This is a genomic window from Serratia sp. LSHTC3 (assembly GCF_057197125.1).
This window is the reverse complement of the sequence record NZ_JBXUNP010000001.1, coordinates 587,168-601,459: the sequence shown is the minus strand read 5'-3', so window position 1 is coordinate 601,459 and position 14,292 is coordinate 587,168. Positions and strand designations below refer to the sequence as shown.

Here is a 14,292-nt window from a genome sequence, read left to right as displayed (position 1 = left end):
CGGGAACCGATAACGCATGTCTTTGATTGAACGCTATATCACGGTTGAGATCCGCCGCCTGGTGATGATGATCGCCGGGTTTCTGATCTTCATGTTCGCCAGCTACTCCGCTCAGCGCTACCTGACCGACGCCGCCAACGGCACGCTGGCGCTGCGGGTGGTGACCGACGTGGTTTTCTATAAGTCGCTGATCGCGCTGGAGATGATATTGCCCGTCGCGCTGTATGTCTCGGTGGCGGTCGCGCTGAGCCAGATGTACAGCGATGCGGAGATCACCGCCATGCTGGCCGCCGGCGCCAGCCCGCTGCGGCTGTACAAGGCGGTGCTGATACTCGCCGTGCCGCTGGCGATAGCGGTCACGCTGCTGTCGCTGTATGGCAGGCCCTGGGCGTACGCCAATATTTATCAGCTGCAGCAACAGTCGCAATCGGTGCTGGACGTGAGCCACCTGCAGGCCGACAAATTCAACGTCAGCGGCAACGGCCGCATGATCCTCGCCAATCACGTCAACAAAACGGCCAACCACCTGACGGACGCCCTGATTTATGTGCGCGGCGGCCATCACACCAACCTGTACCGCGCGCAGTCGGTGGAGGTGCTCGACGCCTCCCCCGCCAGCCCCGCCGTGCGGCTGAAAACCGGCACCGCCTATGTGCTGGATCGTGAGGGCGCCGACGACAACGGGCAGAACTACGACAACTTCGACATCGCGCTCAAACCGTTCGTGCCCAGCGCCGAGAGCCGGCACAAGTCGGCCTCGCCGGCGGAACTGGCGCGCTCCGCCGATCCGGGCGACGCCGCCGAACTGCAATGGCGCGAGAGCCGCGGGCTGACCACCGTACTGATGGTGCTGCTGGCGATCCCCTTTAGCCGCATCAAGCCGCGGCAGGGGCGCTACGCCGCGCTGCTGCCCCTCACGGTTCTGTTTACCGTGATTTTCTATGGCGGCAACATTTGCCGCACGCTGGTGGCCAACGGCTCTCTGCCGACGATCCCCGGCGTTTGGCTGGTGCCGATAGCGATGGCTGTCGGTATCGCCCTGCTGCTGGCGCGCGACCTCTCCCTGCTGCGGAAACCCTCCCGATGACCCTTTTTAGCCGCTATCTGATCCGCAACGTGTTCATCGGCTTCGCCGCCGCGGCCGGGCTGCTCATCCCGCTGTTCACCACCTTTACGCTGATCAACGAGCTGGAGGACGTGACCCCAGGCGGCTACCGCTGGCAGCAGGCGCTGCTGGTGACCGTGATGACCCTGCCGCGCAGCCTGGTCGATCTGGGGCCGTTTATCGCGCTGCTCGGCGGCATCGTCGGGCTGGGGCAGCTCTCCAAAAGCCTGGAGCTGACGGCGATCCGTTCCGCCGGGATGTCGATATTCCGCATCGCGCTGGTGATGCTCGCCGCCGGGCTGCTGATGAACCTCTCGCTCGGCGCCCTCGATGAATGGGCCGCCTCGCCGCTGCAGCAACGCGCGCTGCAAATGAAGAATAACGCCCTGGCGCAGTCGAATAATAACGACGTTACCGTTAACCCGCTGTGGGCGCGGCGCGGCAACGAGTTTGTGACAGTGAAGACCGTCGATGAGAACGACCAGCCCCACGGCATTGAGATCTTCCGTTATCAAGCCAACCGCGCGCTGGAGTCTTACATTTACGCCGACAGCGCCAGCACCGCCGCCGACGGCAGCTGGCTGCTGCACAACGTGATGCAGAAAAGCTGGCAAGGCAGAAAGGAGACGATTGCGCGACAAGACAGCCTGCTCTGGCGCTCACTGTTCGCCGTGCCGAGCCTGAAAGAGCTGACCCTGCCGGCGGGCAGTTTCTCGCTCCAACAGCTGGATCGCTATATCGATTACCTGCAAGGCTCGGGGCAACCCAGCACCGAATACCGCCTGGCGCTGTGGAAAAAACTCGGCCAGCCCCTGCTGGTGCTGGCGATGATTTTGCTGGCCATCCCGTTTACCTTCACCGCCCCGCGCGCCCCCGGCATGGGCAGCCGGCTAGCGCTTGGCGTCATCATCGGGCTGCTGACCTACATCGCTTACCAGATCGTTCTCAACCTGGGGTTGCTGTTCGCCCTCAACGCGCCCTTCACCGCCCTCGCCCCGCCGCTTTTGCTCCTGGCGTTGGCGCTGGCGCTGGTTTATCGGTTTGACCGGCGGGGTTAAGCATTTTCTGAGGTTGATAAGGGATAAGAAGAGAATCGCAATTTCCATTCCAGAGAAAACATCACGCACTCACCTGCTCGCGATTTTTAAGGATGTTAGTTAATGGCAAAGATAGCTGTTTGTATACTGACTTTTAACTCCTCTCGTTTATTACACGAGGTGCTTTCTCCACTCATGGGCATTGCGGATGAGTGGATTGTGGTGGACTCCGGCAGTACGGATAAAACGCTGTCTATTTGCCAAAGCTTTGGAATAAGCCCTATTTATCATCGTTTCGAGACTCACGGACGGCAAATGAACTTTGCGATTTCTCAAGCTCATCATGACTGGGTGTTGTGCCTGGACAGCGACGAAATCCTTGATGCCGAAACCATAGCATCCATTTTAAAATTCAAAGCGCAGGAAAACCCACCGCCACAGCAAGCCTTTAGAATTAAAAGGAATTGGTTTGTTCTCGGACAGCCAGTCAGAACGATTTATCCCATCTCCTCACCGGACTACCCCGTTCGGCTGTTCAATAGAACGCAGGTCAGGTTCAATGATGCTCCGGTAGATGATGCCGCTGAAGGCTATATTCACACGTCGGTCATTCCCGGCAATGTTAAGCACGATACCTTTTACTCTCTCCATGAAATATTCAACAAGCTCAATAGCTATACGACAAGGGTAGTAAAATACAGAAACATTAGGCCCTCGATATTTCGTGGCATCGTTAGCGCGATCGGCGCATTTTTTAAATGGTACATACTGAGCGGGGCATGGAAGGAAGGCAAAGTCGGCGCCGTCACTGGGTTTTATGCCGTGGCCTACAGTTTCCTGAAGTATTTTAAATCCTGGTATGGCAAAGATTGATAGCGTTAAGGACAGAAACAGGGGCGTTTCCCCGCCGCTACTGATCCTGGCGTTGGTTTATCGATTTGAGCGGCGAAGTTAACACCCTACAGCAGCCTTTAGAAAACAAGAACTTTCCGGTTAATAGTTGGCCGGCTTTACAAATTGGCCTGAGCCGTTATTATCCCTTATTTGGTGTCCTATGCGCCGTTAGCTATCGCTGGCTGCCGTTCGATAACATGCCCCTCAGGGGGCCATCGAGTGCAAGGAGTGCGAGCGCCCGCCTGAACAGGCTAAGACGCAGCAAGCAAAGGAAGAGACACACTATGTTTTCCAGTTTGAAACTGCTGTATATCGCCGATGATATTATTTCACCTGATGAATTCCCCCGTATAGTCAGCCCCTCCAGCGCCTGTCACGGCCTTTCATACATGCCGGACAATGACATTCTGTCGCTTTTTTCTGGTTTCCGCGGTGGTGAACGGATCCGCCGTGAAGTCGGCGTTACGCAAAACGGAATAAGCTCCAACCTGCGCGCAAAGGTGCAGAGTGACCTGATGAGCGGCGTTGTCGTAGCGGTCGAAACCCGGCCCGGCGTGTTGGCGACGATGGGGCCATTTTACGCCGACATCGACGGTTATCTGATACCACAGGGGCGACAAGAGCCCAACTACCCGGTGGACAGGATAGTGAAACGGTACGAAGAGGCCGTGAAGTCTTATGGCGGCCGCCGGGCGCGCCCGTCCGTCTTCCCCGCACAAGTCACGCGGGCCAAACCGGCCCTTGGCCCGGATATCCCGGCGCAAGGTGGAAGAGCTGCACAGCAGGTCGTGTCAGGGCCCTTGACCAAGGCACAACGCTGGCAGGAGCGAAAGTACCTCATTGGCCGCGGGCAACGGAGTATCTACCCCGACGCCCGAATCGCCTCGGAACGCCTGGCGGCAAACAATGTCGCCGTCGAGAAGGCAAAGCTGGCGGAGAATATCTACAAGACCACGAACCCGCTAAAGGATACTCCCGGCGTTCCTGAAGGTTGGAAAGATATCAGTAACGATAATGCGGCCCTGAGTAAAATTGGGCTAAACAGAAATATGCTCTTTGACAAGGATGAATCGCCGGATTTTTTGGCAAGGGTATATCAACCTGATAGCAGTGTTTTTGGTAAAGAGATGAATCCGACGGTCGTGTTCAGAGGGTCAAGAGCGCCAGAGTTCCCGCAGGGAATCGGCAGCGCCGCCAAAAAGGCCCTTAAGGGCGACTTATCAGGGGTTAAAAATGTGAATGACTGGATAAATAATGGCGCTCAGGGGATGGGGGCAAACTCCGAGTATTATAAAAAGGCCATCAATATTGGCGAAAGCATATCAAAAACCCCCGGCATTGATATTACTGGTCATTCATTAGGTGGCGGCATGGCCTCCGCCGCATCAATGACCAGTGGAAAACCCGCCTGGACGTTTAATGCAGCCGGACTCAACAGCGGAACAATTAGAAAATACGGAGGGGGGGCTCTTGGTTCAGCCAAGAACATACAAGCCTATCGAGTGGAAGGTGAGCTGTTAACCACGTTACAGGAGGTTAATAACGAAAGTGATTATGAGCTTATAAAAAATGCCCTGCCCGATTCGTTACAAAAACCCTGGGGGGTAGCATTGCCTTTCACCTTGAAAGAGTGGTCATCACTAGCGCTGCCTGATGCTGCCGGCATACCGCACACGCTTGCCGGAGGGACAGGAACCCTGCTCGATAAACACGGTATAGACCAGACAATAAAGTTGATTGAAGATCAGAAAGACGAGGATATCGCCACTATCAGGGGGAGAGTATGAGCAAGTTGATAATGGCAATGGCGTTACTGTTTACTGTTTTCATGATGCAAGGATGCAATAAAAAAATGGAATATGAACCACAGGATTTTTTTGAAGGCCAGCAACTGGAAGTCGCACAGCTAATTTATGATGGCGATGAAGTGAAACTGAAAGAAAAGCTTCCTTCAATAAGTAAGCAAGAACTGAATCGACCGGTTAAGGCGGACATGACCCTGCTGTTTTGGTCGGTGCTAAACTCAATTTATGATAAAAACACGCCAGAAAGGCTGAAAATAATAACCGACTTGGTAAAAGCTGGCGCAGACCCGCTGCAACCCAGACGAGAAGGAGGAAGCAGCCCAGCGGAATTCGTCATGAAAGCCGACAAGGGGATTTGGGTCAAAGCCATGCTCGACGGCGGTTTACCGCCAAACGCAAAAGATAAGGTATTCAATGAGCCCATTGTATTCCAAACAATCAAAGCCAAGAACACTGAAACGTTAAAGGTAATGCTGGATTATGGCGCAGACATAAATACAAGAGACTCATTGGGAAACACCTTATTGATAAGCTCACTGGATTCTCATTCGTTTGATCATACGATTTTTTTGTTAGAGAGAGGTGCAGATAGCAAAATAAAAGGGAAATTTGGTTGGACTATGGGCAATCAGCTTCAGCGCTTTATAGATAGAGGTGTAGGCGATGCCGAGGATAAAGAGAAAATTGACAAGATAAAAGAGTTATTAATTAAAAAGGGTGGTGATTGGCCTCCACTACCTGTAGAAAACTGACTCTATTCTATCGCCACTATCAAGGGGAGAATATGAGCAAGTTGATAATGGCAATAGCGTTACTGTTTACTGTTCTCATGATGCAAGGATGCAAAAAAAACATGGAATATGAACCACAGGATTTTTTTGAAGGCCGTCAACTGGACATCGCACAGCTGATTTATGATGGTGATGAAGTGAAACTGAAAGAGAAACTTCCCTCTGTCAGCAAGGAAGAACTGAATCGACAGGTTAAGGCGGACATGACCCTGTTGTTTTGGTCGGTGCTAAACGCAATCTACGATAAAAATACGCCAAAAAGACTGAGTATTATAACCGACATGGTTAAAGCAGGCGCAGACCCATTGCAACCCAGACCAGAAGGAGGAAGCAGCCCAGCGGAGTTCGTCATGAAAGCCGACAAGGGGATTTGGGTCAAAGCCATGCTCGACGGCGGTTTACCGCCAAACGCAAAAGATAAGGTATTCAATGAGCCCATTGTATTCCAAACAATCAAAGCCAAGAACACTGAAACGTTAAAGGTAATGCTGGATTATGGCGCGGATATAAATATCAGAGACTCCTTGCAACAAACCTTATTAATGGATGCTTTTTTTAGCTCAGCCTTTGAGCACATGACCCTACTGCTCAATCGGGGTGCGAATCCTAACCCGGTAAATATAAACAATCTTTCGCTGTTAACAGCAGTGAATCGGCAAATAAAAGACAGCCAAGATGGCTCAGAATACAATGAACAGTGTAAGAAAATACTCGAGCTCATGCTTTTAAAAGGAGCAAAGGAAACGCAGTAATTTCACTAACTCGGATCTGACAGCTGCCGGTTATTTATACAGAGCTGTCCGATTGCATCTGGCTTAAATATTCGCAGCCCAGATGCATTCTCCATCAAGTAACGTTTCCATTGACGTCGGGCTACAACATCCATCATCAACAAAGAATATCCCTATACGTCCAACTCCTTCGCCCCTGCTCGCTCTGCCGATAGTTGCCGACGCTAACGCAACTCCTTCGCTATCGCGCTAAACATCAGCGAGGCCTCCAGCGGTTGCGCGCTGAAAGAAGGCTCCGCCTGCGGCCAGGTGGACCACTGGACGATCACCAGATTCTCCGCCTGATTCACCATGATCATCTGGCCGAAGATCCCCAGCGCCCACAGGGAATGCTTGAGGGACGCCTGCGGAGCGGGTTCTACGTTAGTCGCATTCATTGGCACTTCGTTGTTCCACCACTGGTAGCCGTAAATGCCGTTGGGATGCGCCGCCGACACCGAGCCCGCCGCCCGCGTCCAGTTGGACGACTGGGCTACCCAATCTTCCGGCAAGATCTGTTTGCCGTTCGGCAACGTCCCGTTATGCAGAATGAACTCACCGAAGCGCCCCCAGTCTTCCAGCGTGGCGTTAAAGCCGTGCGCGCCCACGTCGTGCAGCCCTTTGGCGTAGGCATGCCACACGCCGTCGCTCGCCATGCCGTACGGCTGCCAGATGCTTTGCTGCAAATAGGCCGCCAGCGGCATGCCAGTGGCGCGCTCCAACACGTCGCCCAGCAGCCACGCGCCGCCGGAGGAATAAGACCAGTTCTGCCCGGCCGGGTGTGCGCGGTGCAAACCGGCCACCAGCTTACGCACGCAGGCATAAGTACCGGGTTTGGCTTCACACTCGGTCAGCTGCGCGAAGTCCGATTTCGGGTTGGTGTAATCCTCATTCCACGCCACGCCGGAGGTATGGGTGATCAGCTGCTTGAGGGTCACGCCGTCCCACGCAGTGCCTTTCAGATCGGGTTCGTATTGCGTGATGAGATCGTCGAGCGAGAGGATCTTGCCCTGTTTAATCGCCACGCCCACCAGCGTGGCGACCACGGATTTGCCCACCGAGCGCGACGTCCACAGCGTGGCGTCGGTATTGCCCTGCCCCAGATATTTCCAGGCGATTTTGCCGTCTTTCAGCACCAGCATGCCGCTGACGTTCTGGCGCTGCAGGTAATCCTGCAGGTGGTAGGTTTTGCCATTCACCCGATAGCTGGCGTCGGTTAGCGGTTTAGCGGCAGCCGGCAGCGGCGCGGCGTTGCCGTGATGAAACACATCCCCGGCATAGTTGCGGTAGTCGTTACGAAAACCGATCACCCGGTCGCTCTGGCTCCAGGTGAGCATCTTGTGCGTGTCCGGCAGTTGCGCATCGAAAGGCGCGGGACAGGCGCTGAGTTCGGTGCCCGCACAGGCGGCCAGCGCGGCGGGCGCCAACAGGCCGCTGCAGAGACTGATGACAACGCCCGCCAGCAGGCTGCGGTTAAACACTTTGCTTTTCATATTTTTTCTCGCTTAGCTCAGGAAGGCGTTCAGCTTAAAAAAACGCGGCCTATAATAAAAAACGCCTGATGGGGGAAAATCCCCCGAAAAATCGACGGGAGAACCGCGTGCCAAGCCTGATTTATTCCTTTGCCCAACTGGAAGCCTTCACCGCCGTAGCCGAGCACGGCAGCCTGGCGAAAGCCGCGCTCAAACTGGGCAAAGACCGCACGACGCTGCGCGATTTGATTGATTTTCTCGAGGATGGCTTGGGCTATGCGCTGTTCCTGCGCGAGGGGCGCAGCCTGCACCTGACGCCGGAAGGCGAGCAACTGCAACGCCAGGCGCACCTGCTGATGCGCCAGGTGAAAGCGTTTGAGGCGTTTGCCAAAGACGTGCCGAAGAGCGCGGCGCAGGAAATCTCGCTGGTCTACGATCCCTTCACGCCCCGTGCATTGCTGCAAGCGCTGATTGCCGCCATGGCCCAACGCAACACGCGCCTGAGCCTGATTAACGTCTCGCGCGACGAAGCGGAAAGGCTGCTGGCAAGCGGCCAGGCCGATCTGGGCATCTGCCAGGCACGCCACCGCAGCGTGGGCGACACCATGGAGTGGCGCGCCTTAGGGGCGATAGAGATGGATTTTTACGCCGCCATAACGCTTTTCCCCGGCGCGGAACAGCCGCTCTCGCTGCTGGAGCTCTCGCTCACGCCGCAGATAATCATGCACCCGGATTCTGACGAACCGGTGGCGCGACGCCTGCAAATTTCCGGGCACACTATCTTCACCAACGAGCTGGAAATGCTGCGCGCCCTGCTCGAACAGGGCTGCGGCTGGGGATTCCTGCCGACGCATATGCATGCCGAACAGTGGAAAAACGTCAACACGCTGCGCACCGAAGTAGGCAGCCAGGGGATCAGCCAAACCATGGTGACCATCTGGAAGCCTGGCAATGACCGACGGGCGCTGATTGATGAGACGTTGGGGTTGTTGCCGGGATTGTGGCGGGGGGTTGGGGGTGAAAAGTCGCTGTCAAATTCAAATTAGCGGTGTTGTTATCGGTAATCGAGCATAGAGCTCATCACCTGCGTTGCTTATTCTATCATTCTTAAGCGGGAATTGCGGTTTTCCCCTATTAGCCCCACAACACCTCCGTTCCACAGCTACTGGTGTTGATTTATTGCTTTGAACGGCGGTATTAGAGGGGCGGTTTTGAGCGAGAAGCGGAAGTTCACTTCAAGTGAAGTCTAGTCTACATTCATAGGAATTCTAAGAAGATTATGCGTTTTCGTATAGACGCCATTAGCCCCATTAGCTACTTTAATACTTTTGATAGCCATCAAGTGGTAAGCCTTTATCTCCTGAAATTTTAAGGATATTACAAATAATTTCAAAATATTGCGGCTGAATGCCTTTGATTCCTTTGAATTTACCATGATCGTTTAGCGAACGAATAGTTTTGAAATTACCCCACAATTTATTTTTGGTTATAATTTCATTAACTTCGTGGTGTTTCGTGCAACCATGCTCTCGATAAATTTTTATGTACTCGTTGATTTCCTTATTTTCATTCAAAGAAAGAGATTTTCCTCTAATAACTGACTCAGAAGTCTGTCTCTGCTGGGAATACTCTCGATAGAGAAATACCATTTTACTGAATCTATCCGAACCACTGGATACTAGCAATTGCAAATTTTGCCACGAAAGCTGCGTTATATTTGTGATATGGATAGTGCTTTTTATACCTTTTCTATTAGATACTTGAACCACTTTATTTACACTAAAATTTGCAATTTCTCTGTAAAGATTTACGTCATAATCAATTTTCATAACGACCTCCAATTATACTCACCATTGAAATTTAACACAAAATTAAGGAAATTCGAAGTTCTGTGTATAATTGCATCAATTAAGTTTTCCCCGAGAGCAAATTTAAACAGCGTAGAGGGAGTTATTCGAGATCATCATATCTGCAATCTGTGGTACGGTCGTGGTTTTCTCACCCCAAAAAGATCTGTCAACACCTTGTTGAATATAGGACACTGGAGGTTATCAAAGCACATTAAGGGATTGAGTGCTGGAACCATTGGATGGAAAAAGGCAGTACTGAACCAACGTCCGCTCTTAGCACAAAGCAGCCATTAACACCTAACCTCGACCATGCGATACACCTTACCAAACTCTCCGCCAACAAAATACAACCACATAAAATGATTAAATTCACAATTAATAAACCAACGACATTATTATCTCTATATTCATTCCATTATTTTCCCTCCCCCGCTCCAGCCCATCCCCCCAACTCCCCCCTAGCACCGCCCCCGCCCTTTCCCTACAATAAGGGATCTGTTGAGGCATAACGCAAGGAAAGACGGTGTCGAAAGCCAATCCCAATGCCACTATCGTGGATATCGCCCGCCGCGCCAGGGTGACCAATATCACCGTTTCCCGCGCCTTCAATAAGCCCGAGCTGGTCAAGCCGGAAACCCGCGAGCGCATTCACGCCATCGCCAAAGAGCTGAACTATGTGCCCAACGCGTTCGCGCAGGGGCTGAAAAGCAGCAGCAGCCAGATTATCGGCATCGTCACCAGCAGCATGTACAACCCGTTCTATTCCGGCCTGATCAAGACCGTGTCGCGCATTGCGCGTCAGCAGGGCTACCAGATCATGCTGTTCGACACCGACGGCAGCGAAGAGGCGGAAATGCGCGCCATTCAGGCGCTGTTCGGCTACAAGGCGCGCGGCATCCTGCTCTCGGCGGTGCGCGACGACAAGCGCTACCGCCCCGCCTATCTCGAGCTGGCCGAGGTGTACGGCGTGCCGCTGATCCTGATCGACCGCGATCTCTACGATCAGCAGCTGAGCGGCGTGTTCCTCGATAACCGCGAGATCGGCGTGCTGGCCGGGCGTTATCTGGCGGAGCAGCCGGAGCAGAAGCTGCTGATTATCGGCGGCCCGGCGGATTCGGAAATTACGCTAACGCGCACCGCCGGCATCGTCGCGGCCTTGCAGGGCAGCGGGCGTGAGATTCATATCATCAACGGCGACTACGATTTCACCTCGCAAGAGAGCGAGGTGCGCGCCTATCTGGCGCAGCCGGAGAACCGCCCGGATTACATCATCGGCCTGAACGGCATCATCACGCTGGGCGCCATCGCCATCTGCCACGAGATGGGGCTTTATCAGCAGGTGAAGTTCTTCTCGATAGACGAGCCGCCGCGCGCCGGCGCTTACGGCCTGCACATTCCGGGGGTGTATCACGATACGCAGAAACTGGGGGAGATCGCCGCGGAGCTGCTGTTCAGCGCCATTAACAGCCCGCGCGGCGAGCTGCCGGTGCGCAGAGAGTTCTTCACCGGCTCGCTGTTGAATCGCTGACGGGTGTTATTGCCCGTAGTAGGCGTGTTTGCCGTGCTTGCGCAGGAAATGTTTGTCCAATAGCTCCGGCTGCATCGGGGCGATGGCCGGCGCCAGCTGGCGCGTCGCCATCGCCATGATCGCCACCTCCTCCAGCACCACCGCGTTGTGCACCGCATCCGCCGCGTCCTTGCCCCAGGCGAACGGGCCGTGGGAGTATACCAGCACCCCCGGCACCTGCTGCGGATCGCGCCCCGCCTGACTGAAGGTCTCGATGATTACCTTGCCGGTTTCCCCCTCGTAATCCCCGGCGATCTCCGCCTCGCTCATCGGCCGGGTGCAGGGAATGTCGCCGTAAAAGTAGTCGGCGTGGGTGGTGCCTAGCGCCGGGATCGGCTGCCCGGCCTGCGCCCAGATGGTGGCGTTGCGGCTGTGGGTGTGCACCACGCCGCCGATATCGGCGAAGGCGCGGTACAGCGCCAGGTGGGTGGCGGTGTCGGATGAGGGCTTGCGGTGCCCTTCGCGCACCTTACCCTCCAGATCCACCACCACCAAATCCTCCAGCGTCATCGCCTCGTAGGCGATGCCCGAAGGTTTGATCACCACCAGCCCGCTCTGGCGGTCGATCGCCGAGACGTTGCCCCAGGTAAAGGTCACCAGCCCGTATGTCGGCAGGCTGAGGTTGGCCGCCAGCACCTGCCGCTTGAGGTCGTTCAGCATGCGATGCCTCCCTCATTCATCTGTTGTTCGATCCAGGCCTTGGCCTGGGCGATGCGCTGCTTATCCTGCCCGTCTTCGCGCGCCCACATCTCCAGCAGGTAGGGGCCGCGATAGCCGAGCGCGTTGAGCACGGAAAAAGCGTGGGCGAAATCCACGCAGCCTTCGCCGAACGGCACGTCGCGGAACTGCCCGGCGCTACCCGGCCCCACCGCCACGGTGTCTTTGAGGTGCACGGCGGTGATGCTGCCGATGCCCAGCGCCAGCTCGGCGGCGACGTCGTTGCCCCAGGCGCTGAGGTTGCCGAGATCGGGATACACCGTGAACCACGGGCTGTTGACGTGGCGGGCGATGTCGCGCCATTTGCTGATGCTGTTGATGAACGGCGTGTCCATCACCTCCACCGACAGCATCACCTGCGCCCTGGCGGCCTGCGCCGCCGCCCACTGCATGCCCTCGATAAAGCGCTCGCGGCTGTAGCGATCGGCGGGTTCGTAATAGACGTCGTAGCCCGCCAGCTGGATGTTGCGGATACCGAGATCCGTCGCCAGTTCCAGCGCCTTGCTCATCAGCACCCGCGCCCGCTCGCGGGTGGCGGCCTCGGCGCTGCCGAACGGATCGCGCCGGTGCGCCGACAGGCACAGGCTCGGCACCGTCACCCCGCTGTCGAGCCGCGCCTGGATAAACGCCAGCCGCTGGCGGCGATCCCAGTCCAGCCGCTGCTGGCGCGCCGGCTGTTCGTCTATAGACATCTCTACAAATTCAAAGCCCAGCTCGGCGGCGGTGGCCAGCCGCTGCGGCCAGTCCAGATCGGCGGGCAGCGCTTTTTCATACAGCCCCAGACAGGCGGCGTTAGTCGTTTGCATCAGTCACCTCACTCAAAGCCTGAGCGACCGCCAGATAGCGCGCCTGCTGGGCGCGCAGGCGCCGATGGGCGGCGGTCGCGGGATAATAACAGCGCAGTTTGGGCGGCGCGGCGGCGATCGCTTCGGCGAACCCGGCGTACTCCCCGGCGCCGACGGCGGCGCACAGGGCGGCGGCGCGGCAGCCGCTCTGGCGCGTTTCCACCACCTCAAGCGGCAGGTTGCCGGCGTCGGCGTACATCTGCATCCAGACCTCGGACTGCGTCGGCCCGCCGGTCATGCGCACCCGCTCGATACGCGGGTTCAGTTGCACCATGCGCTCCTGATGGATCAGGTGCGAGAACACGATGCCCTGGTAGATCGCCTGCACCACGTCCGCCATCTCGTGGTGGGCGCTCAGGCCGATCAGCCCGCCCGGCGTGTTGCCGCCGAGGTTGGAGCCGTACAGATACGGCAGGAACAGCAGCCCGCTGGGCTGCTCGCGGCGCTCGGCCACCCAGGCGTTGAACTGGGCGTAGCGCTGCCGGTCGTCGGCGCAGAACTGGCGCAGGAACCAGGCCAGGTTGCCTGCCGAGGTCGGGCTGCCTTCGTGCACGAAATAGCGGCCGTCGATGCAGTAGCGCCCCCAGGCGTAGGGGTAATCGGCGGGAATGATGCGCTCGGTCACGCAGGTGGCGATCGACCAGGTGCCCGCCACCGCGCTGAGCGTGCGATCGTCGGCCACGCCGGAGCTGAGCGCCGCGCCCACCACGTCGAACAGGCCGCCGTACACCGCGGTGCCCGCTCGCAGGCCGCACTGCGCCGCCGCAGCGGCCGTCACCCGCCCGGCCAGCTGCGCCGAGCCGATCGTTGGCGCGGTCTTCTCCTGCGCCTCTTCGATGCCAAAGGCCGCCATCAGCGCCGGATCGTAAGCGCCGCTGCGCTGGTTAAACAGGTTGCTGCCGGAGATGTTGGTCACTTCGGCCGCCGCCTCGCCGGTGAGGCGAAAGCGCAGGTAGTCGTGCGCCATCAGGATGCGATCGACGGCGGCGTACTGCGCCGGTTGCCGCTGCTTCAGCCAGCGCAGCAGCAGCGCCGGGTGGCTGGGCCACAGCGGCTGCAGGCTGCGCGGGTAGCTCTGCGCATCCACGCCGGCGCAGCGCAGCTCAGCCACCGTGGCCGCCGCGCGGTTGTCCGAAGACAGAATGCCGTTGCCGACCGGCTTGCCGTGGCGGTCGATGGCGTACAGCCCTTTGCCGTGCGCCGAAAAGCTGACGCCGCGCACCTGCCCGGCCTCCAGCCCCGCCGCGTGCAGCGTCTGGCGGATCGCCGCGCAAACGTCATCCCACAGCGCGTCCATATTGCGCTCGCTAAAGCCCGGCTGGGCGGCGATCGCCGCGCCGTCACGCTCGGCGATCGCCAGCTCTTCGCCGCTTGCCCGGTACAGCCCGGCCTTGATCACCGTGCCGCCGACGTCTATGCCAAGAAAGACTGACATCGCG

General features: G+C 56.9%; 13 protein-coding genes. 8 read left to right on the top strand and 5 right to left on the bottom strand.

Annotated elements, in window-relative coordinates; all coding sequences use genetic code 11:
* The first annotated feature begins 16 nt into the window (after window positions 1–16).
* The 6 genes from lptF (at window position 17) to AC2CGI_RS02840 (ending at window position 6,384) form a co-directional block, all read left to right on the top strand.
* On the top strand, window positions 17–1,087 hold the full coding sequence (lptF, locus tag AC2CGI_RS02865) for an LPS export ABC transporter permease LptF (protein WP_076740650.1): 1,071 nt from the start codon (window positions 17–19) through the stop codon (window positions 1,085–1,087).
* Window positions 1,084–2,163: an LPS export ABC transporter permease LptG gene (gene lptG / locus AC2CGI_RS02860; protein WP_004935566.1), complete on the top strand. Its 1,080-nt coding sequence runs from the start codon at window positions 1,084–1,086 to the stop codon at window positions 2,161–2,163. Before lptF ends, lptG begins: the two co-directional genes overlap by 4 nt.
* 102 nt (window positions 2,164–2,265) lie before the next feature.
* Complete coding sequence (locus AC2CGI_RS02855) at window positions 2,266–3,015, top strand: glycosyltransferase family 2 protein (protein WP_015378491.1); 750 nt, start codon at window positions 2,266–2,268, stop codon at window positions 3,013–3,015.
* 305 nt (window positions 3,016–3,320) lie between these two features.
* Window positions 3,321–4,823 carry a Tle-like phospholipase domain-containing protein gene (locus tag AC2CGI_RS02850; RefSeq protein ID WP_076740649.1) on the top strand — a complete coding sequence of 501 codons (1,503 nt, stop codon included), beginning with the start codon at window positions 3,321–3,323 and terminating at the stop codon, window positions 4,821–4,823.
* Window positions 4,820–5,593 carry an ankyrin repeat domain-containing protein gene (locus tag AC2CGI_RS02845; RefSeq protein WP_076740648.1) on the top strand — a complete coding sequence of 258 codons (774 nt, stop codon included), beginning with the start codon at window positions 4,820–4,822 and terminating at the stop codon, window positions 5,591–5,593. The genes AC2CGI_RS02850 and AC2CGI_RS02845 overlap by 4 nt, the downstream gene beginning before the upstream one ends.
* 32 nt (window positions 5,594–5,625) lie before the next feature.
* On the top strand, window positions 5,626–6,384 hold the full coding sequence (locus tag AC2CGI_RS02840; RefSeq protein ID WP_076740647.1) for an ankyrin repeat domain-containing protein: 759 nt from the start codon (window positions 5,626–5,628) through the stop codon (window positions 6,382–6,384).
* A gap of 203 nt (window positions 6,385–6,587) precedes the next feature.
* Here the strand turns inward: AC2CGI_RS02840 and AC2CGI_RS02835 are convergent, their stop codons facing one another.
* Window positions 6,588–7,895, bottom strand: coding sequence for a serine hydrolase domain-containing protein (locus AC2CGI_RS02835; protein WP_076740646.1), 1,308 nt, complete (start codon window positions 7,893–7,895; stop codon window positions 6,588–6,590).
* Between the two features lie 107 nt (window positions 7,896–8,002).
* On the opposite strand from AC2CGI_RS02835, the gene AC2CGI_RS02830 reads away from it, so the two are divergent.
* Entirely contained in the window at window positions 8,003–8,920 is a 918-nt protein-coding gene (locus tag AC2CGI_RS02830; RefSeq protein WP_076740645.1) for a LysR family transcriptional regulator, read from the top strand.
* 273 nt (window positions 8,921–9,193) lie between these two features.
* On the opposite strand, the gene AC2CGI_RS02825 is transcribed toward AC2CGI_RS02830, so the two are convergent.
* The gene (locus AC2CGI_RS02825) at window positions 9,194–9,703 is read right to left on the bottom strand and encodes a hypothetical protein (protein ID WP_130054810.1); all 510 of its coding nucleotides are present in this window, start codon (window positions 9,701–9,703) and stop codon (window positions 9,194–9,196) included.
* A gap of 544 nt (window positions 9,704–10,247) precedes the next feature.
* On the opposite strand from AC2CGI_RS02825, the gene AC2CGI_RS02820 reads away from it, so the two are divergent.
* Window positions 10,248–11,252 carry a LacI family DNA-binding transcriptional regulator gene (locus AC2CGI_RS02820; RefSeq protein ID WP_004935582.1) on the top strand — a complete coding sequence of 335 codons (1,005 nt, stop codon included), beginning with the start codon at window positions 10,248–10,250 and terminating at the stop codon, window positions 11,250–11,252.
* Window positions 11,253–11,258: 6 nt separating this feature from the next.
* Here AC2CGI_RS02820 and araD read toward each other — a convergent pair whose 3' ends face one another.
* The 3 genes from araD to AC2CGI_RS02805 are packed head-to-tail and all read right to left on the bottom strand — an operon-like array spanning window position 11,259 to window position 14,288.
* Window positions 11,259–11,951, bottom strand: coding sequence for an L-ribulose-5-phosphate 4-epimerase (gene araD / locus AC2CGI_RS02815; protein WP_076740644.1), 693 nt, complete (start codon window positions 11,949–11,951; stop codon window positions 11,259–11,261).
* On the bottom strand, window positions 11,945–12,814 hold the full coding sequence (locus AC2CGI_RS02810; RefSeq protein ID WP_076740643.1) for an L-ribulose-5-phosphate 3-epimerase: 870 nt from the start codon (window positions 12,812–12,814) through the stop codon (window positions 11,945–11,947). The genes araD and AC2CGI_RS02810 overlap by 7 nt, the downstream gene beginning before the upstream one ends.
* On the bottom strand, window positions 12,801–14,288 hold the full coding sequence (locus tag AC2CGI_RS02805; RefSeq protein WP_075686122.1) for an FGGY-family carbohydrate kinase: 1,488 nt from the start codon (window positions 14,286–14,288) through the stop codon (window positions 12,801–12,803). The genes AC2CGI_RS02810 and AC2CGI_RS02805 overlap by 14 nt, the downstream gene beginning before the upstream one ends.
* Window positions 14,289–14,292: the final 4 nt, after the last annotated feature.

Excerpts from the sequence above, each read along its gene's own strand:
- lptF (WP_076740650.1), top strand. The coding sequence starts at position 17 with ATGTCTTTGATTGAACGCTATATCACGGTTGAGATCCGCCGCCTGGTG.
- lptG (WP_004935566.1), top strand. The coding sequence starts at position 1,084 with ATGACCCTTTTTAGCCGCTATCTGATCCGCAACGTGTTCATCGGCTTC.
- AC2CGI_RS02855 (WP_015378491.1), top strand. The coding sequence starts at position 2,266 with ATGGCAAAGATAGCTGTTTGTATACTGACTTTTAACTCCTCTCGTTTA.
- AC2CGI_RS02850 (WP_076740649.1), top strand. The coding sequence starts at position 3,321 with ATGTTTTCCAGTTTGAAACTGCTGTATATCGCCGATGATATTATTTCA.
- AC2CGI_RS02845 (WP_076740648.1), top strand. The coding sequence starts at position 4,820 with ATGAGCAAGTTGATAATGGCAATGGCGTTACTGTTTACTGTTTTCATG.
- AC2CGI_RS02840 (WP_076740647.1), top strand. The coding sequence starts at position 5,626 with ATGAGCAAGTTGATAATGGCAATAGCGTTACTGTTTACTGTTCTCATG.
- AC2CGI_RS02835 (WP_076740646.1), bottom strand. The coding sequence starts at position 7,895 with ATGAAAAGCAAAGTGTTTAACCGCAGCCTGCTGGCGGGCGTTGTCATC.
- AC2CGI_RS02825 (WP_130054810.1), bottom strand. The coding sequence starts at position 9,703 with ATGAAAATTGATTATGACGTAAATCTTTACAGAGAAATTGCAAATTTT.
- araD (WP_076740644.1), bottom strand. The coding sequence starts at position 11,951 with ATGCTGAACGACCTCAAGCGGCAGGTGCTGGCGGCCAACCTCAGCCTG.
- AC2CGI_RS02810 (WP_076740643.1), bottom strand. The coding sequence starts at position 12,814 with ATGCAAACGACTAACGCCGCCTGTCTGGGGCTGTATGAAAAAGCGCTG.
- AC2CGI_RS02805 (WP_075686122.1), bottom strand. The coding sequence starts at position 14,288 with ATGTCAGTCTTTCTTGGCATAGACGTCGGCGGCACGGTGATCAAGGCC.